General features: G+C 68.4%; 17 protein-coding genes. 13 read left to right on the top strand and 4 right to left on the bottom strand.

Annotated elements, in window-relative coordinates:
* The first annotated feature begins 55 nt into the window (after positions 1-55).
* The 3 genes from AC6LKG_RS09415 (at position 56) to upp (ending at position 3,572) form a co-directional block, all read left to right on the top strand.
* The gene (locus tag AC6LKG_RS09415) at positions 56-1,210 is read left to right on the top strand and encodes an ABC transporter substrate-binding protein (RefSeq protein ID WP_498164069.1); all 1,155 of its coding nucleotides are present in this window, start codon (positions 56-58) and stop codon (positions 1,208-1,210) included.
* A gap of 153 nt (positions 1,211-1,363) precedes the next feature.
* Positions 1,364-2,812 (top strand): D-alanyl-D-alanine carboxypeptidase/D-alanyl-D-alanine endopeptidase, encoded by a 1,449-nt coding sequence (dacB, locus tag AC6LKG_RS09410; protein ID WP_498164068.1) that lies wholly within the window; start codon positions 1,364-1,366, stop codon positions 2,810-2,812.
* Positions 2,813-2,933: 121 nt separating this feature from the next.
* The gene (gene upp / locus AC6LKG_RS09405; RefSeq protein WP_175133638.1) at positions 2,934-3,572 is read left to right on the top strand and encodes a uracil phosphoribosyltransferase; all 639 of its coding nucleotides are present in this window, start codon (positions 2,934-2,936) and stop codon (positions 3,570-3,572) included.
* Between the two features lie 40 nt (positions 3,573-3,612).
* On the opposite strand, the gene cysG is transcribed toward upp, so the two are convergent.
* Positions 3,613-5,028, bottom strand: a complete 1,416-nt coding sequence (gene cysG / locus AC6LKG_RS09400) for a siroheme synthase CysG (RefSeq protein ID WP_498164067.1) — start codon at positions 5,026-5,028, stop codon at positions 3,613-3,615.
* A 529-nt stretch (positions 5,029-5,557) separates the two neighbouring features.
* On the opposite strand from cysG, the gene AC6LKG_RS09395 reads away from it, so the two are divergent.
* The 7 genes from AC6LKG_RS09395 to AC6LKG_RS09365 all read left to right on the top strand — a co-directional run bounded on the left by AC6LKG_RS09395 (position 5,558) and on the right by AC6LKG_RS09365 (position 10,799).
* Positions 5,558-6,853, top strand: a complete 1,296-nt coding sequence (locus AC6LKG_RS09395) for a CmpA/NrtA family ABC transporter substrate-binding protein (RefSeq protein WP_498164066.1) — start codon at positions 5,558-5,560, stop codon at positions 6,851-6,853.
* Positions 6,854-6,881: 28 nt separating this feature from the next.
* Positions 6,882-7,757: a nitrate ABC transporter permease gene (gene ntrB, locus AC6LKG_RS09390; RefSeq protein ID WP_498164065.1), complete on the top strand. Its 876-nt coding sequence runs from the start codon at positions 6,882-6,884 to the stop codon at positions 7,755-7,757.
* 4 nt (positions 7,758-7,761) lie between these two features.
* Positions 7,762-8,631 carry an ABC transporter ATP-binding protein gene (locus AC6LKG_RS09385; protein ID WP_498164064.1) on the top strand — a complete coding sequence of 290 codons (870 nt, stop codon included), beginning with the start codon at positions 7,762-7,764 and terminating at the stop codon, positions 8,629-8,631.
* 229 nt (positions 8,632-8,860) lie between these two features.
* A complete protein-coding gene (locus AC6LKG_RS09380) occupies positions 8,861-9,559 on the top strand; it encodes a hypothetical protein (RefSeq protein WP_498164138.1) in 699 nt (232 codons plus the stop codon).
* A gap of 82 nt (positions 9,560-9,641) precedes the next feature.
* Positions 9,642-9,959, top strand: coding sequence for an ElaB/YgaM/YqjD family protein (locus AC6LKG_RS09375; RefSeq protein ID WP_498164063.1), 318 nt, complete (start codon positions 9,642-9,644; stop codon positions 9,957-9,959).
* A 67-nt stretch (positions 9,960-10,026) separates the two neighbouring features.
* A complete protein-coding gene (locus tag AC6LKG_RS09370; RefSeq protein WP_498164062.1) occupies positions 10,027-10,437 on the top strand; it encodes a phage holin family protein in 411 nt (136 codons plus the stop codon).
* Between the two features lie 2 nt (positions 10,438-10,439).
* Positions 10,440-10,799 (top strand): hypothetical protein, encoded by a 360-nt coding sequence (locus tag AC6LKG_RS09365; protein ID WP_498164061.1) that lies wholly within the window; start codon positions 10,440-10,442, stop codon positions 10,797-10,799.
* A gap of 113 nt (positions 10,800-10,912) precedes the next feature.
* Here the strand turns inward: AC6LKG_RS09365 and ubiD are convergent, their stop codons facing one another.
* Entirely contained in the window at positions 10,913-12,457 is a 1,545-nt protein-coding gene (gene ubiD / locus AC6LKG_RS09360; protein WP_498164060.1) for a 4-hydroxy-3-polyprenylbenzoate decarboxylase, read from the bottom strand.
* 83 nt (positions 12,458-12,540) lie between these two features.
* On the opposite strand from ubiD, the gene AC6LKG_RS09355 reads away from it, so the two are divergent.
* Entirely contained in the window at positions 12,541-13,356 is an 816-nt protein-coding gene (locus AC6LKG_RS09355; RefSeq protein WP_498164059.1) for a lytic transglycosylase domain-containing protein, read from the top strand.
* Positions 13,357-13,385: 29 nt separating this feature from the next.
* Here AC6LKG_RS09355 and AC6LKG_RS09350 read toward each other — a convergent pair whose 3' ends face one another.
* Both AC6LKG_RS09350 and AC6LKG_RS09345 read right to left on the bottom strand, forming a co-directional pair.
* Positions 13,386-14,492: a hypothetical protein gene (locus AC6LKG_RS09350; protein ID WP_498164058.1), complete on the bottom strand. Its 1,107-nt coding sequence runs from the start codon at positions 14,490-14,492 to the stop codon at positions 13,386-13,388.
* A 380-nt stretch (positions 14,493-14,872) separates the two neighbouring features.
* The gene (locus tag AC6LKG_RS09345; RefSeq protein ID WP_498164057.1) at positions 14,873-16,033 is read right to left on the bottom strand and encodes a pyridoxal phosphate-dependent aminotransferase; all 1,161 of its coding nucleotides are present in this window, start codon (positions 16,031-16,033) and stop codon (positions 14,873-14,875) included.
* Between the two features lie 44 nt (positions 16,034-16,077).
* Between AC6LKG_RS09345 and AC6LKG_RS09340 the strand changes: the two genes are divergently transcribed.
* Together AC6LKG_RS09340 and AC6LKG_RS09335 are read left to right on the top strand one after the other, a co-directional pair.
* Complete coding sequence (locus AC6LKG_RS09340; RefSeq protein WP_498164056.1) at positions 16,078-17,007, top strand: FAD-binding protein; 930 nt, start codon at positions 16,078-16,080, stop codon at positions 17,005-17,007.
* A gap of 138 nt (positions 17,008-17,145) precedes the next feature.
* On the top strand, positions 17,146-18,193 hold a 1,048-nt coding region (locus AC6LKG_RS09335; RefSeq protein WP_498164055.1), incomplete at its 3' end, for a malic enzyme-like NAD(P)-binding protein.

The following is an 18,193-nucleotide window of genomic DNA, read 5'->3' as shown; positions in this document are numbered from 1 at the left end:
CCGTAGCGGATCGGCAAGACGCATAACGATATCCGCGCCCCAAAGGAGATACCGCATGACCCCTCGTAGCACTTTGACGGCCGCGTTGGCGGCCCTGCTGGTGGCGGGCGCCGCGCCCGCCCTGGCGCAGGTGAAGATCGGCGCCACCCTGTCCACCACTGGTCCCCAGGCCTCGCTGGGCATTCCCGAACGCAACACCATCAGCCTGCTGCCCACCGAGATCGGCGGCGCCAAGGTCGAGTACGTGGTGCTGGACGACGCCTCCGACCCCACCCGTGCGGTCAGCAATTCGCACAAGCTGATCTCGGAAAACCAGGTCGACCTCATCATCGGCTCGAGCACCACTCCCAACACCATGGCCATGCTGGATACGGTGTCCAGCGGCGCCACCCCGGTGATCACGCTGGCTTCGTCGGCGCGCCTGATCGACCCGGTGGACGACAAGCGTCGCTGGATCTTCAAGACGCCGCATTCCGACTCGCTGATGGCCGAGGGCATTGCCCGCCATGCCGCCGCCAACGGCGTCAAGAAGCTGGCCTTCATCGGTTTCAACAACGCCCTGGGAGAGACCTTCTGGGTGGAAGTGGAAAAGGCCGCCAAGCGCCACGGCATCGAGATTGTCGGCAAGGAAAGCTTTGCCCCGACCGACACCTCGGCGGTGGCGCAGACCCTCAAACTGGTGGGCGCCGCGCCCGATGCCGTGGTGGTGGGGGCCTCCGGCACGCCGGCGGCGATGCCGGCGCGGGCGCTGCGCGAGCGCGGCTACCAGGGCAGGATCTACTTCAACCACGGCGTGGCCAACAACGACTTCCTGCGCGTGTGTGGCGCGGCCTGCGACGGCGCCTGGGTGCCAGTGGGGCCGGTGATGGTGGCCGGCCTGCTGCCGGACACCCATCCGGTCAAGGCCACGGCGCAGGCCTTCGCCAGGAAGTACGAGGTTGCCAACGGCCCGGGCAGCGTTTCGCTGTTCGCCGCCTACACCTGGGATGCCGGACTGCTGCTGCAGCAGGCGGTGCCGCAGGCGTTGAAAAAAGCCAAGCCCGGCACCCCGGAGTTCCGCGCGGCGCTGCGCGACGCCCTGGAAAACATCAAGGACCTGCCGACCGCCACCGGCGTGGTCAACATGAGCCCGACCGATCACAACGGCCTGGACGAGCGCGCGCTGGTCATGGCGACCGTGGCCGGCGGCAAGTGGCAGTTGCAACGCTAGCGTTGCGCCCGGGCGGCGGCGCGGCGCCCGCCGGGGGCGGCGCAGGCCGCGGGCAGGGCGCCGCCGCCTGTTTCGGCGCGTGGCGCCGCCCGTAATCGTCCCAGGTTTTGTATGCTCACGGTTTTGCAGGACGAGCAACCGGGTGGACAGGGCATGACGGGACTAGGGAAAAAGCGTGTGGGCGGGCTGTGGCAATGGCTGGCCGGTGGACTGCTGGCCCTGGCGGCCGGTGCCGCGTGCGCCCAGGTGCCGGGCCTGCCGCCCAGCGTGGTCAACGCCTGGAAAGCCAGCAAACTGCCTGACAGTTCGCTGTCGCTGGTGGTGCAGGAAGTCGGCGGGCCGAGGCTGGCGGCCCTGAACGCCAAGGAAGCGCGCAACCCGGCCTCGGTGATGAAGCTGGTCACAACCTGGGCGGCGTTGTCCGAACTGGGGCCGAACTACGTCTGGCGCACCGCCTTCATGACCGAGCCCGGCGCCCGGCCCGACGCCAAGGGGGTGCTGCCCGGACCGCTCTACCTGCGCGCAGGCGGCGATCCGCAATTCCTGATGCAGGACCTGTGGGTGCTGCTGCGCGAGCTGCGCCTGCGCGGCGTCAAGCAGATCAACGACCTGGTGATCGACCGCAGCATCTTCGGCCAGGTCGCCACCGACCCCGGCGCCTTCGACGGCGCGCCCGACCGAGCCTACAACGCCAGTCCCGACGCCCTGATGGTGGGCTTTGGCGCCGTGCGCATCCTGTTCACCCCGGATCCCGTCGCCAATAAATGGGTGCCGCTGATCGACCCGCCGCTACCCGGCCTGAAGATCGAAGGCCGGGTCGAATGGAGCGAGGCCCGCTGCCCGGGCGCGCCGGTGGTGTCGACCGATCCGGTCATCACCCAGCAGGGCGTCACCCTGCGCATCAGCGGCAAGGTTGCCGGCTCCTGCGGTGAATTCGACCTATACCGGCTGGCGCTGTCGCAGACCGACTACGCCACCGCGCTGTTCCGCCTGTTGTGGAAGGAACTGGGCGGCACGTTCAAGGGTCAGGTGCGTTCCGGCATGGTGCCGGGCGACGCCGTGGTGCTGGCCTCGCACGATTCGCCGACCCTGGCCGAGGTCATCCGCCAGATCAACAAGCGCAGCAACAATGTCATGGCGCGCACGCTGCTGCTGACCCTGGGCGCCGAGCGCGGCCGCCGGCCCGCCACGGTGGCCAGCAGCGGCAGCGTGGCCAAGAGCCTGCTGGCCCGGCAGGGCCTGGACATGCCGGAACTGGTGATCGACAACGGCGCCGGGCTGTCGCGCGAGGCGCGGGTGTCGGCCGATAGCCTGGCCTCGATGCTGACCCTGGCCTGGAGCTCGCCGGTCATGCCGGAGTACATCGCATCGCTGGCGATCGCCGGCGTCGACGGCACCGTGCGCCGCCGCATGAAAGGCGACGGCACGCTCGGCATGGCCCATCTGAAGACCGGGTCGCTGCGCGATGTGCGCGCGATCGCCGGCTATGTGCTGGGCGCCAGCGGCAAGCGCTACGTGGTGGTCAGCATCGTCAACCACGAGCAGGCCGGCGCCGTGCGCGCCTTCGATGACGCCCTGATCGCCTGGCTGGCCGAACAATAAAGGTTGACGCGGCCCCTGCATCCTCCTGCCAAACCGATTACGATTCTCGGGCGTGCGCCATGTGCCGGCGGCGCCTGAGGCGAACCAACCCTGCCTATCAATATTCTGGAGATTTACGCACATGCCCGTGCACGAAATCCGCCATCCGCTGATCCGCCACAAGCTCGGCATCATGCGGCGCGCCGACCTCAGTACCAAGAGCTTCCGTGAACTGTCGCAGGAAGTGGGCGCGTTGCTCACTTACGAAGCGTCCAAGGACCTGCCGCTGGCGCCCGCCACGGTCGAGGGCTGGTGTGGCCCGGTCCAGGTCGAGAAGATCGCCGGCAAGAAAGTCACCGTGGTGCCGATCCTGCGCGCCGGCATCGGCATGCTGGACGGCGTGCTCAGCCTGATTCCTGGCGCCAAGGTCAGCGTGGTGGGCGTGGCCCGCAATGAAGAAACCCTGGAGGCGCACACCTACCTGGAGCGCCTGGTGGGCGAACTCGACCAGCGCCTGGCGCTGATCGTCGACCCGATGCTGGCTACCGGCGGTTCGATGGTCGCGGCCATCGACCTGCTCAAGCGCGCCGGCTGCAAGGAAATCCGCGCGCTGGTGCTGGTGGCGGCGCCCGTCGGCATCGACGCGGTGCTGTCCAAGCACCCCGATGTGCAGATCTACACCGCTTCCATCGACGACGGCCTGAATGAGCACGGCTACATCATGCCGGGCTTGGGCGATGCCGGCGACCGCATCTTCGGCACCACCCAGAAGACCGACTGACATCGTCCCGGGGCGATGTGGCCCGGGACGCGACCGGCCGTTACGCCGCCAGTCGCTGCGGCGCCCCTTGCAGGTGTTCGCCGAACCAATGCAGGGATTGCGCCAGCCCGGCCACTTCGCCCACGATCAGCAGGGCGGGCGAGCGGATGGCATGGGACCGTGCCAGTTGCGGCAGGTCGCGCAGCGGGCCCGACAGCACCCGCTGGCCGGGGCGGCTGCCGTTCTCTACCAGCGCGAACGGGGTGTCCGGCGCGCGGCCATGCTGGGTCAAGCGCTGCGTCAGCCGTTCCAGTTGGCCCACGCCCATGTAGAACGCCAGCGTCTGCCGCTCGCGCGCCAGCGCCGGCCAATCCAGATTGTCTTCGTCTTCGCGGCAGTGCGCTGTCACCAGGCGCACCGACTGGGCGTGCTCCCGGTGGGTCAGCGGAATGCCGGCGTAGGCGGCGCAGGCCAGCGCGGCGGTGATGCCGGGCACGACTTCATAGCGCACGCCGTGCGCGCGCAGGTGTTCCAGTTCCTCGCCGCCACGGCCGAAGATGAAGGCATCGCCGCCCTTCAAGCGCACTACGCGGCGGCCGGCGCGGGCGTGCTCGACCAACAGGGCGTGGATGCGCGCCTGGGTGGCGTGGTGATCCTCGCCGGGCAGCTTGCCCACCGCGATGCGCTCGGCGTCGCGGCGCGCCAGCGACATGACTTCGTCGCTGACCAGCCTGTCGTACAGGATCACGTCGGCTTCGTTCAGCGCCCGCAGCGCCTTCAAGGTCAGCAGGCCGGGATCGCCGGGGCCGGCGCCCACCAGCACCACGCTGCCTTCGGCCGGCGCCAGCGGCCGGGCCAGCGCCGAGTCGAGCGCGGCCGCCGCGGCCTCGGGCCGCTGCTGGCGCAGCAGGCCGGCCACCGGACCGTCCAACAGCCAATCGTAGAAGCGGCGCCGCGCGCCCAGGTCGGGATGGCTGGCACGGATGCGGGCGCGGTAGCGTTCGGCCAGGGCGGCCAGGTGGCCCAGGCTGTGGTCGAACAGCGATTCGATGCGTTCGCGCAGGCGCCGCGCCAAAACCGGCGCCACGCCCGACGATGAAATGGCCACGATCACCGGCGAGCGGTCGACGATGGACGGCACCTGGAACGAAGACAGCGCGGGATCATCCACCACATTGCAGAACAGGCGGCGGGTCGCGGCGGCCTCGGACACGCTGGCGTTGACGTCGCGGTCGTCGGTGGCGGCTACCACCAGCCAGGCGCCGTCGAGCCAGGCCGGATCGAAGCGGCCGGGCAGGTGACGGATGCGGCCCTCGGCCGCCAGGGCGGCCAGGGCCGTCGTCAGCTCGGGCGCGCCGACAGTCACGGCGGCGTGGGTCTGCAGCAGCGCGAGCGTCTTGCGCTCGGCCACCGCGCCACCGCCCACGACCAGCACGGACCGGTCTTTCAGATCGGCAAAAATCGGGAATAGCTTCATCAAGCAGCCTCGGGCGCACCCGGCAGAAGGTCAAACGATCATAGGGATGGGGTCTCATCCCCACAACTTCTCATTTCTTGAATCCATATAGCCATAACTTATTTGGCGGGGCCGGCGCCGGGGCGCGGGCCCCGCCTTGCTCCATGCAAATTCCATGCCCGTGGCGGCGCGCCCCAGCGGGCCGCCCGCGCGGCCGGCATCCTGATGCCATCGACCGCACAGGCTTGGTGCGATACCGCATGGGAATGCGCACCAAGATGGATCGCCGCCGCCGCTGTCCGCCACCGCGCGGCGTTGCGCGGATTTTTCGGTGGCGCGCGCGCAGCCAGCGTTGGCGCGGGTTTGCGGGCGCCAGAGGGGCGCATGGCGAGGACTTGGCATGGCAATTGCTTAATTGCTGGTGGGCGGGCCGCGTGCGGCGGCCCATGCCAAGCGCCGCGATTCGCGGCAGGGAACAACGACGTTCCGCAACGCCGACGGGGGTGCCCGCGAGGCGTGCGGGACGTTTTTTTTTGCCAGGAGCCCCCGTATGACGCTCGTGAAATCCCATCCTTCCACCGACCCCGGCGCGCAACCGGGCGCCGATCCCGGGCGCCGCCGCTGGCTCGCCGGCACGGCCCGCGCCGTGGCCGGCGCTGGCCTGCTGTCGCTGGTCGACCCATTGGTGCGCGCCGGCGCCTGGGCAGCCGGCAGCGATGCGCCCGAGCAGACCGAGGTGAGAATCGGCTTCATCCCGCTGACCGACTGCGCCTCGGTGGTGATGGCCTCGGTGCTGGGCATCGACAAGAAGCACGGCGTGACCATCACGCCGTCCAAGGAGGCCTCGTGGGCGGCGGTGCGCGACAAGCTCCTGAACGGTGAACTGGCGATGGCGCACGTGCTGTACGGCCTTATCTACGGCGTGCAACTGGGCATCGGCGGGCCCCGCAAGGATATGGCGGTGCTGATGAACCTTAGCCAGAACGGCCAGGCCATCACTCTGTCGAACAAGCTGTTGCAGGCGGGCGCCCGCGATGGCGAATCGCTCGCCCGGCTGATGGCCGCCGACAAGCGCGAATACACCTTCGCCCAGACCTTTCCCACCGGCACCCACGCGATGTGGCTGTACTACTGGCTGGCCGCGTACGGCATCGACCCGATGCGGGATGCCAAGGTCATTACCGTGCCGCCGCCGCAAATGGTGGCGAACATGCGCGTCGGCAACATGGACGGCTACTGCGTCGGCGAGCCCTGGGGCGCGCGCGCCATCATCGACAAGATCGGCTTCACCGCCGTGACCACGCAGGCGGTCTGGCCCGACCATCCCGAAAAGGTATTGGGTACCAGCGCCGATTTCGTCGCGCGCAACCCCAACACGGCGCGCGCCGTCACCGCCGCCATCCTGGAGGCGGGCAAGTGGATCGACGCGTCGCCCGAGAACCGCCGCAAGACCGCCGAGACCATCGCCGCCAAGTCATACGTCAACACCAGCGCCAGCGCCATCATCGACCGCATGCTGGGGCAGTACGAGGACGGCCTGGGCAAGCGTTGGAACGACGCGCACGCGATGCGTTTCTCGGGGGATGGCGCGGCCAATTTCCCGTACCTCAGCGACGGCATGTGGTTCCTGACCCAGCACAAGCGCTGGGGCCTGCTCAAGGAACACCCCGACTACCTGGCCACGGCGCGCCAGGTCAACCGTATCGACCTCTACAAACAGGCCGCGCAGGCCGCGGGCATCGCCGTGCCGGCCAGCGAGATGCGCAGCGCCACGCTGATCGATGGCGTGGCCTGGGATGGCAGCAACCCCGCGGCCTATGCCGACGCTTTCAAGGTCAAGGCCTGAGCGCCGCGATGCAAAGGAGAAACACGCAATGTCTACCGCAACGAGCATGGAGCGGGCCGCGCCCGCCACGGTTCCTGCCGCGCCGCAGCCGGCCATGTCCGCCCCGCCATGGCGCGAGGCCTGGCGCGAGCGGCTGGAAGCGGCGCTGCGCGCCGTGGCCGGCCCGGTGGCCGGATTCGCGCTGTTCGTGCTGATGTGGCAGGTGGTGGCCATGCGCATCCCCGAGATCCCCACGCCGGGCGTGACCTGGCGCGCGGCGCTGGAACTGTTCGCGGATCCGTTCTACGACAACGGCCCCAACGACAAGGGCATCGGCTGGAACCTGCTGGCCTCGCTGCAGCGCGTCGGCATCGGCTTTGGATTGGCGGCGCTGGTGGGCATCCCCGCGGGTTTCGCCATCGGCCGCTATGCGCCGGTGCGGGCGATGTTTTCGCCCATCGTCAGCCTGCTGCGGCCGGTGTCGCCGCTGGCCTGGCTGCCGCTGGGGCTGCTGTTGTTCAAGGCCGCCAACCCGGCCGCGATCTGGGCGATCTTCATCTGTTCCATCTGGCCCATGATCATCAACACGGCGGTGGGTGTGTCGCGCGTGCCGCAGGACTACCTGAACGTGGCGCGCGTGCTCAATCTGTCGGAATGGAAGGTCACTACCAAGGTGCTGCTGCCGGCCGTGCTGCCCTACATGCTGACCGGCGTGCGGCTGTCGATCGGCACCGCCTGGCTGGTGATCGTCGCGGCCGAGATGCTGACCGGCGGCACCGGCATCGGCTTCTGGCTGTGGGACGAGTGGAACAACCTGAAGGTCGAGCACATCGTCATCGCCATTTTCGTGATCGGCATCGTCGGCCTGATCCTGGAGACGCTGCTGGTCGCGCTGGCCCGCCGCTTCACCTACACCGAGGAGTAGCGCCATGAAGAAATTCGTACGCATCGAACGCGTGGGCCAGACCTTCGCTACCCGTAAAGGCGCTTTCGTTGCCCTGCGCGACATCGACCTGACGGTGGCGCAGGGTGAGTTCATCACCCTGATCGGCCATTCCGGCTGCGGCAAGTCCACCCTGTTGAACCTGATCGCCGGCCTGACCCGGCCGACCAGCGGCGTGCTGCTGTGCGCCGAGCGCGAAATCACCGGCCCCGGTCCGGACCGCGCGGTGGTGTTCCAGAACCACTCGCTGCTGCCCTGGCTGACCTGCTTCCAGAACGTCCACCTGGCGGTGGAACGCGTCTTCGGCGGGTCGGAAAAGCGCGCCCAACTGGCCGAACGCACCCGCGCCGCGCTCGATCTGGTGGGCCTGCTGCCCGCGCAGAACAAACTGCCGCGTGAGATATCCGGCGGCATGAAGCAGCGCGTCGGCATCGCCCGCGCGCTGGCGATCGAGCCGGGCGTGCTGCTGATGGACGAGCCGTTCGGCGCGCTCGACGCGCTGACCCGCGCCCATCTGCAGGACGAACTGCTCAAGATCGTCGCCAAGACCCGCACCACCACCATCATGGTCACGCACGACGTGGACGAGGCGGTGTTGCTGTCCGACCGCATCGTCATGCTGACCAACGGCCCGGCCGCCACCGTCGGCGAGATCCTGCCGGTGCCGCTGGCGCGGCCGCGCGATCGGGTGCGCCTGGCCAATGATCCGGTCTATCTGTCGTGCCGCGCGGCGGTGGTCGATTTCCTGCACCGGCGCCACGGCAACCCCGAGCGCGTTCAGCCGGTGGCGCTGGCGGTTGCGGCGGCGCCCGCGGACGAGACGCGGGGCGCCGGCACGTCGCGCGCCGCGGCCTAGCGCCCAGCCCCAGGGGCTACGCCACCGCCGCCCGCCCGCCCGCCCGCCAGCCGGCCGCATGCCGCAGCCGCGGGGGGAGGGCGGATGGCCGCCGGCCAGACACGTTCGGTCATGCGCCAGCGTTGCCAACCGGTGTAGTATCAAGCCAGTCCCGCGCTAATGGCGCGAGGCGTGTTCTGGATTTCTGGAGTGGCTTGTGGCGTTGCGAAAATTGGCATCCCTGGTGATTATGGCGAGCGCGTTGGGCGCTGCCGGCGTGGCGCGGGCCGGCGTCTGCGACGCCCAGTTCATGCACGACGGCGGAGCGGTCCAGCTCACCGGTTCGGGCAACATCGCGCTGGGCGCCGACCTGACCTTCGCCGAGGTTACAAAAAGCAATGGCGACAACTGCCGCGCCCGCGTGCAGGGGGTGGCCCGCTTCAGCTACGCGGGCCTGCCGCCCGGCAAATCCCGGCTCGATTACCTGATGACAGTCAAGGGCGGCCAGGCCACGTTCCTCAAGTACGCCACCGCCGGCGAAGCGCCCCGGCCCGCCGAGGGCCAGTTCGACCTGCGCATGCTGGGGCTGTTCGCCTACGACGGCAAGCTGAGCGCAGGCCAGAAGTTGCCGGGTAATTCGTTCCGTCTGAAAATCGGCAAGGAAGCGCCGGTCGGCGGCCAGCCCAGCACCACGATCCGCATCGGCGACAAGACCGTCGGCCGCGCCACTGCCCTTAATACCGCGTTGGGCCGGCAGTCCTGCCATCCCATCACCTATACGCGCAATTCCGAGCCCACCATGGCCACCTTTCAAGGCTTGACCATTCCGATTCCCGGCATGAACACCACCGTGACCGACTGGTACTGCCCGGCGCTCAATCTGGTGATGAAGCAGGACATCGATCAGGGCGGCGTCAAGTCCGCCGTTGAGATTACGCAAATCAAGTAGCACACGGTAGCAAGCCGGCCTGGACCCTCGCGAAGCGGCTGGTATGATGATTTCGTCATAGACACAAACAGGAGCTCAAAACATGGCAACGAGAAAATCCGAAGACGTCGCAAAAGAAAAACTCATCGACAGTGTCAAGACCAGCCTGAACGATGCGGAAAACCTGCTGCGCGAAGCGGCCAGCAGCACCGGCGACAAGGCCACCGAATTGCGCGAACGCGCCATGACCTCGCTCAAGCGCACCCGCGAAGCCCTGTACGAGGCGCAGGACGCGGTGCTCGAACGCGGTCGCAAGGCGGCGCGAGCCACCGACGACTATGTGCATGACAATCCCTGGCAAGCCATCGGCATCGCGGGCGTGACCGGCCTGCTGCTCGGCTTGCTGATCAGCCGCCGCTGACCAGGCTGGACACCGGGCGGGCGGCGCCGGCCTTGGGCCGGCTCTCCCGCCCGGTGTCCTTTTGTCCATGGGTCTACGAAAATCTGTCTTTGGCGTGGCGTCCAGCCTGGTCGGGCTGATGCGCACGCGCCTGGAACTGCTGGCGCTGGAAGCGGCGGGAGAGAAATCGCGCCTGCTCAAGCTGCTGGGCATGGCATTCGCCGCCTTGCTGTTCCTGACGCTGGCGGTGCTGGTGTTCACCATCACGGTCGCGGTGGCCTTCTGGCCTACCGAAGATCGCTACCTGGCGCTGGGCCTGTTGGCGGCTTTCTACCTGGTGGTGGGCGTTGCGCTGCTGCTGGCGGTGCGCCACGGCCTGGTCTACGGGCCGCCGCCGTTCGCCGCCACCCTTGAAGAATTGGGCCGTGACGCCGAATTGCTCGAACGGGTGCGCGAGGCGCAGGACGATGACCGCGCGCAGCGGCGCCAGGAGGACTGACCATGACGAAAAGGTCTCCCGCCGTCGACCGCGCCGTGCGCATCGAACTGCTGCGCGCCCGCGCCGCGATCGAGCGTGAATCGCTGGCGCAGGGCATCGTGTCGGCCGGGCGCAAGCTCGAGCCGGCGGCGCTGTTCAAAAGTTTCCTGCCCGGGGTGGCATCGGGCGGCGCCTCGCGCTGGGCCATGCAGGCCATCGGCCTGGCGCGGCGCTATCCCATCATCAGCTCGTCGCTGTCGGCCCTGTTCATGCGGGGCGGCGGCAAGTCCAAGCTGCTCAAGATCGCCGGCGGTGCGCTGGTCGGCTGGCAGTTGTTCAAGCTCTGGCGCGATTCGAGCGATGGCCGCGACGACGCGCGTTGATGCCGCCCTTCTGGCCGGTCCAAAAGAAAACCCCGCCGGGCTGAACCGACCGGCGGGGTTTTTTCATGGGACGCGCCATGCGGCCGGGGCGGCTGTCCGCCCATCGGGCCAGCTCAAAGGCCCAGTTGCCCCCACATGTCATCGACCCGCTTCTTGACGTCCGCATCCATGGTGATGGGCGTGCCCCATTCGCGCTGGGTTTCGCCCGGCCATTTGTTGGTGGCGTCCAGGCCCATCTTGCCGCCCAGGCCGGACACTGGCGAGGCGAAGTCCAGGTAATCGATGGGCGTGTTCTCGACCAGTAGCGTGTCGCGCACCGGATCCATGCGGGTGGTCATGGCCCACACCACTTCCTTCCAGTCGCGCGGATTGATGTCCTCGTCGACCACCACGATGAACTTGGTGTACATGAACTGGCGCAGGATGCTCCACAGCCCGAACATGACGCGCTTGGCGTGGCCGGCGTACTGCTTGCGGATCGACACCACCGCCAGGCGGTAGCTGCAGCCCTCGGGCGGCAGGTAGAAGTCGACGATTTCGGGCAACTGGCGCCGTAGCAGCGGCACGAACACCTCATTCAGGGCCACGCCCAGCACGGCGGGCTCGTCGGGCGGCTTGCCGGTGTAGGTCGAGTGATAGAGGGGGTTGCGGCGCATGGTGATGCGCTCGACCGTGAACACCGGGAACCAGTCCTGCTCGTTGTAGTAACCCGTGTGGTCGCCGTAGGGGCCTTCCAGCGCCATCTCGTAGTCGCGGTTGGGCGGCGGGTTGACGCCGTCCGGCACCACGGGAGCGATGGCGCGCGGATCGGACGACGGTAGCAGGTGGCCTTCCAGCACGATCTCGGCCCAGGCCGGCACCGACAGGTTGCTGCCCAGCGCCTGTGCCACCTCGGTGCGCGAGCCGCGCAGCAGGCCGGCGAACTGGTATTCGGACAGGCTGTCCGGCACCGGGGTGACCGCGCCCAGCGTGGTGGCCGGATCGGCGCCCAGCGCCACGGCGATGGGGAAGGGCGTGCCCGGATGCGCCAGCGCGTGGTCGCGGAAATCGAGCGCGCCGCCGCGGTGCGACAGCCAGCGCATGATGAGCTTGTTCGGGCCCAGCAGTTGCTGGCGGTAGATGCCCAGGTTCTGGCGGCGGGCGTTGGGGCCGCGCGTGATCACCAGGCCCCAGGTCAACAGCGGCGCCACGTCGCCGGGCCAGCAGGTCTGGATCGGCAGGCGCGTCAGGTCCACGTCCTTGCCTTCCCAGACGATCTCCTGGCAGGCCGGGCTCTTGACGTTCTTGGGGCTCATATCCCACAGTGCCGACTTCAGCATCGACACCTTGGCCAGCGCGTCGCGCAGACCCTTGGGCGCCTCGGGCTCGCGCAGCGAGGCCAGCAGTTCGCCGATGTCGCGCAGCGCGCTGACGTCGTCGGCGCCCATGCCGCGCGCCACCCGCGAGGGCGTGCCGAACAGGTTGGCCAGCACCGGCATCTCGGCCGGCTTGCCGTCGTGCTGGGCATGTTCGAACAGCAGGGCGGGGCCCTCGGCGCGCAGCACGCGGTCGGAAATCTCGGTCATTTCCAGGCGCGTCGAGACCGGCGCGGCGATGCGTTTGAGCTCGCCCATGCGTTCGAGTTGGGCGAGGAAGTCTCTGAGGTCGCGGTATTTCACTACAGATCCCGGCGATTTGGTTACATTTTGGGGAGAAAGAGAGGTTAACATTGACTCCCTCTTTTTTAACGCAGGAGGTTTCCATGCCCGATGCGTCAGTGGCCAGCCTGTTCAGGAACATGGCCCAAGGAGTGCACCAATATCTTGCCGAATCGCTGCGCATCTGCTCCGTCTACCTGGGCATCGCGGTGATCGTGACGGTAAGCATGGGATTCGCACTGCCTGGTTTGCGCGACCAGGCATTGCAAGTGCACAAAGCCTTGTTGACCGCCCTCGCGCCTTCATCCATGCAGGCCGGTGTCGATGCCGAGACCGGGACCGAATTCGGCGCCGACACGTCGTCGGCGATTGCCATGGCCGTACCCACCGCGCCCTCCAGCAATGCGACCGGCATGCTCGGGCCTGCCCGCAGCGCGCCCGCCGCGGCCCAGAAACCCGCGGCCGCCACCGGCGCGCAGGCCGAAGCCTTGCGCAACTACATCTCGCGCAAATACAAGGTGGCCTATGACGCCACCGGCCCGCTCCTGAACACCGTGTACCGGGTGGGCCGCGAAAAGAAACTGGACCCGCTGCTGTTGCTGGCGGTGATCGCCATCGAGTCGCGCTACAACCCCCTGGCCGAAAGCCACGTGGGCGCGCAGGGCCTGATGCAAGTGATGACGAGCGTGCACCAGGATAAATTCGATGCCGTGGGCAAGAATCCGCTGGACCCGACCGCCAACATCATGGTCGGCGCGACGATCCTGAGGGATTGCATCAACCGGCGCGGGTCGGTCGATGGCGGCCTGGCCTGCTATGTCGGCTCGACCGGGCCGGACGACAACGGCTATGGCGCCAAGGTGCAGGCCGAGCGCCGCCGCCTGGCCTTGGCGTCGGGGATCGCGCTGGCGCGCGATTGATCCTGCAGGCCCGTACGCGGAACCGGGGATCAGCGGAAGGTCACGAGTATCGTGATTTGCTGGCTGAACGTCCCCGGCACCACTGCCGCGCCGGTCTTCATCAGTTCCGCCGAGTAGTACAGGCTCCTGGGACGCAGCGTGGTAGTCAGTGACTCGGTCGGGCGCCATTCATTGAAGGCGATCGGAATGGCGCCGTTTTCCTTGACTTGCAGTGCAAGCCCGTTCGGCGTGCCATCGGTGTTTTTCAACTCGATGTTCTGGCCGTTGGGCGTCAGCACCGGGCTGCCTTCGGGCTGGAACTTGATCTGCAGCGGAACCACCATGTTGTCCAGGTCGGCGATGTGGAAGCCGCCATCGCAGGCTTCGTCGAAATCCGCGACGATGGAGAATGGCGTCGGTGGCGGCAGCGGCAGATTGCCCAGGCTGTAGGCCCTGCCCAGGTAGACCGAACCGGGCGTCGAGATTTTCGCGATGCAAGTCGGGACCAGGCTTATGGCCGTTGCGTTGCTGGAGCCGATCGCGATGTGATTTGTATTGATGAATGCGTAATGCATCCTGACCAGGTCGCTGTACGCGGGGAAGAAGGCCCTGACAGGCTTGGTCGGAGGCGTCACGGTGACCAGTTGCAACTTGCCGAGCAGCACCCCTGTCGCCGTGAGCGTGGGGTCGGTCGCGGACTTGGGGGCGTATTGCTCGGCGCTCAAGCGGAATCGGTCATCGGTGGTGCTGCCCGTGGGTTCCCAGGCCGGGTAACCATTGATCTGGATGACGAGTTTCAGGCCGACCTTGCGCAACTCGTTCAGTACCGGGGCCATGTTGCCCCCAGACACCAGGAAAGGCGCCATACTCGTGCTGCCGCTGATGCACACCCAAGGTACGGGCGGCAAAGGGGCATCGTAGACGACCGTGCCTGGCGGATTGGACTTGTCCAACGTCAGGAGCGTTGGCGCGAATTGGCCGGGCGCCGCTTGCGCCCCCATGTCCTGTGTGTAGTTGCCGGCCCGCGTCGGGTCGAGTTGGCATCCCGGGCCCAGCGCGTGGGCCGCCACGGGCAGCAGACAGGCGGCGAGCCATCCCGCCACCGCCAGCGCGCCATGCCGCGGGCGGCGGACCCTCGTCGCGATCCGCTTGATCATGCATTGACTCCTGAATGGGCGCGGTCCGGCCGCGCGGCTGCCCGCAACCCGGCCTCGGTCGGGTCGCGGGAAAGACTCCAGGGAATATAGGTGGGCGGGCTAGGCAAATGCCGCGCCGCCATAGGCTCGGCTATTGTGTCCGGGCCATGGCCGGGACGACGGCCCGGCCATGGCTGCGGCTTCACAGCGGCGCTCAACGCGGGAATGCGTGGCGCCGGGGAGTATGCACGGCAACGATGATCTGGACGTTAATTCTTCGCCAGGCGGGGGTAGGGCGGCGCAAGGCCGTCCGGCGGCATAACCACAGGCGGCCGGGCGCAAGCCCGGCAGTCCGTGGCGGGGCCCGGTGCGTGGCCCCACCAGGGCGGCGTGGCCGCGCGTCAGCGGCCCAGCAGCTTGCCCAGGCGGGCCACGGCTTCTTCCAGGCGGTCCAGCCCGGTGGCGTAGGAAAAGCGCATGGTGTGGTGGCCATGGGCGGGGCCGAAATCCAGGCCGGGCACGGCGGCGATGCCGGCTTGCAGCAGCAGGCGTTGCGAGAAGTCGGCGCTGTCGCTGGCCAGGTCGCTGATGTCGGCGTAGATGTAGAAGGCGCCGTCGGGCTTGACCGGCACCTTCAGGCCCAGCCGCTCGAACTCGGGCAGCAGGTAGTCGCGGCGCTGCTTGAAGGCTTCGCGGCGGTGCTCGAAGGTGCGCAGGGCATCGGGGGTGAAGCAGGCCAGGGCGGCATGCTGCGCCAGCGTGGGGGCGCAGATGGCCAGGCTGCCGGCGATCTTCTCGACCGGCGCCACCATGGCCTCGGGCACGATCATCCAGCCCAGGCGCCAGCCGGTCATGTGGAAATACTTCGAGAAGCTGTTGATGACGATGATGTCATCGTCCAGCGTCAGCGCCGAACGCGGCTGGCCTTCGTAGGACAGGCCCAGGTAGATTTCGTCGACGATGGCGAAGCCTTGGCGGGCGCGCACCTCGGCCAGCAGTCGGGACAGTTCGCCATGGTCGATGGAGGTGCCGGTGGGATTGCTGGGCGAGGCCACCAGCACGCCCCGGGTGGCGTCGGTCCAGTGTTGGGCCACGTCCTGCGCCGACAACTGGAAGCGCTTGGCGGCCGTGCTGGGGATCAGGCGCGGCTGGCCGCCGGCGGCCAGCACGAAGTTGCTGTTGGCGGGATATGACGGGTCCGGCATCAGCACTTCGGCGCCGGGATCGACCAGGGCGGCGCAGGCCAGGGTCAGGGCGCCCGAGGCGCCGGCCGTGACGATGACGCGCCGGGGATCGATCGCGGCGCCGAACTGCTCATGGTAGAACCGTGCAATGGCCTCGCGCAGCGGCATCAGGCCGGCGGGCGCGCTGTAACCGCTCTGGCCAGCCTGGGCCGCGCGCTGCAGCGCTTCCACGACCTGGGGCGGCGCGGTAAAGTCCGGTTCGCCGATGCCCAGGCTGATGATGTCCTTGCCCGCCGCCTGCAGCGCTTGCGCCTGCTTGAACAGTTCAACCACCTGGAAGGTCAGGAAATCGTGGGTGCGGGCGGCAAGGCGGGGCATCGGAATCTCGAAGGCTACTTGAAGCGGAATAGGGAATTGTAGTCATGCAGCCATCTCGTCGCGCTTTTCTCCTGGGCCGGCGGCCCGTGCGGACACCCTGGGCGACTTTCCTGCAGCGGTTGGCGCTGATGTGCCAGGGCGCGGCGCGCGATCTCGGCGAGGCGCCGGGGCTGGGCCCGCGCGCCTTGCTGGTGCCGCAGGGCGATGCCGATGTGGCGCAGGCCCGCGCTCTGTGCGCCGAATACGGCGTGGTGCTGGCGCTGGATGAGGCGCAGGGGCCCTTCGCGCCGGTTGCCGGGCCGTTGCTGCGGGTCGATCCCGGCCGCCTGGCCGGGATGGCGCGGCTGGCGGGGCCGGCTCCGCGCTGGCGCGTCCAGCCGGGCGTGCCGCTGGCGGCCTTGGCCCAGGCGGGCCTGCCCCAGTTCGCGGGGTTGCCCGCCGCCATGACGCTGGCGCAATGGCTGGCCGCGCCCGCCGCCTGGCCGGCGGGAGGCTGCGCCGATTCGGGCGTGCTGGCGGTCGATCTGCTGCTGGCCGATGGCGTGGAGGAGACGCTCGGGCCGTTTGGCGCGGACGATGTGCAACCGTTGCGGTCGGCCACCGTGCAGCGGCTGGTGCCGGCGCTGTTCCAATTGGCCGGCGGCGAGCTGGCCCGCGCCTGCCGTTCGGCCGCCGCCTGGCGCGCGCGCTACCGGCTGGACGCATTGATCCCTCGCGCGCCGGCAAGCGTGAACCTGGCGCATCTGCTGCTGGGGCATGGGGGCACGCTGGGGTGGGTGCAGGCGGTGACGCTGGCCGCCCCGGCGGCTCCGCCGGCGGAGCAGGCCGGTCCGCAAGCGCGCCCGGGTGCCGCGGAGCCGCCGGCCGCCGCCGCCGGCGAGGTGCTGGCGTTGCAGGCGCGGATCAAGGACCTGTTCGATCCCTATGGGCGTTTTCCCGAATTGGCGGCCCGCACCGATGGCGACAATTTGTAAGCCGGAGGTAAGATGGGCGGCGCCCGTGGCCAGGCCGGCGGCGGGCGCCGCCAGTGCCGCAGGGGAACGTTTCGCCCGGTCCGCCATCGGAATAGAATTGCCCCCTTTCCGTCCTCACTCTAGCCAGTAGCCGCCCCTATGGATGCCAACCTCCGCAAAGCCGCCCTTGAATACCACGAGCACGGCCGTCCCGGCAAAATCTCGGTCACCCCGACCAAGCAGCTCACCAACCAACGCGATCTGGCCCTGGCGTACTCGCCCGGCGTGGCGGCGGCCTGTGAGGAAATCGTGGCGGACCCGGCCAACGTGTTCCGCTACACCGCGCGCGGCAACCTGGTGGGGGTGATCACCAACGGCACCGCGGTGCTGGGCCTGGGCAACATCGGCGCGCTGGCCTCCAAGCCGGTGATGGAAGGCAAGGCGGTGCTGTTCAAGAAGTTCGCCGGCCTGGACGTATTCGACATCGAGATCAACGAAACCGATCCGGACAAGCTGGTCGAGATCATCGCCGGCCTGGAAGCCACCTTCGGCGGCATCAACCTCGAAGACATCAAGGCGCCGGAATGCTTCACGGTCGAGCGCAAGCTGCGCGAGCGCATGAAGATCCCCGTCTTCCATGACGACCAGCACGGCACCGCGATCTGTGTGTCGGCGGCCTTCATCAACGGCCTGAAAGTGGTGGGCAAGGACATCGACAAGGTCAAGGTGGTGACCTCCGGCGCCGGCGCGGCCGCGCTGGCCTGCCTGGACCTGATGGTGGACCTGGGCCTGCCGCTGGAGAACATCTGGGTCACCGACATCGAGGGCGTGGTGTACGAAGGCCGCACCACCCTGATGGACCCTGACAAGGCGCGCTTCGCGCAAAAGACCGACGCCCGCAAGCTGGCCGAAGTCATCGAGGGCGCGGACGTGTTCCTGGGCCTGTCGGCCGGCGGCGTGCTCAAGCCCGAGATGGTGGCCAAGATGGGTCCGCGCCCGCTGATCCTGGCGCTGGCCAACCCCACGCCGGAAATCCTGCCGGAAGTGGCGCACGGCGTGCGCGACGACGTGGTCATGGCGACGGGCCGCTCGGACTACCCGAACCAGGTCAACAACGTGCTGTGCTTCCCGTACATCTTCCGCGGCGCGCTGGACGTGGGCGCCACCACCATCACGCGCGAGATGGAAAAGGCAGCGGTCTACGCCA

Source organism: Achromobacter sp. 46006, assembly GCF_059761975.1.
This window is presented reverse-complemented; position numbering and strand designations above follow the sequence as displayed.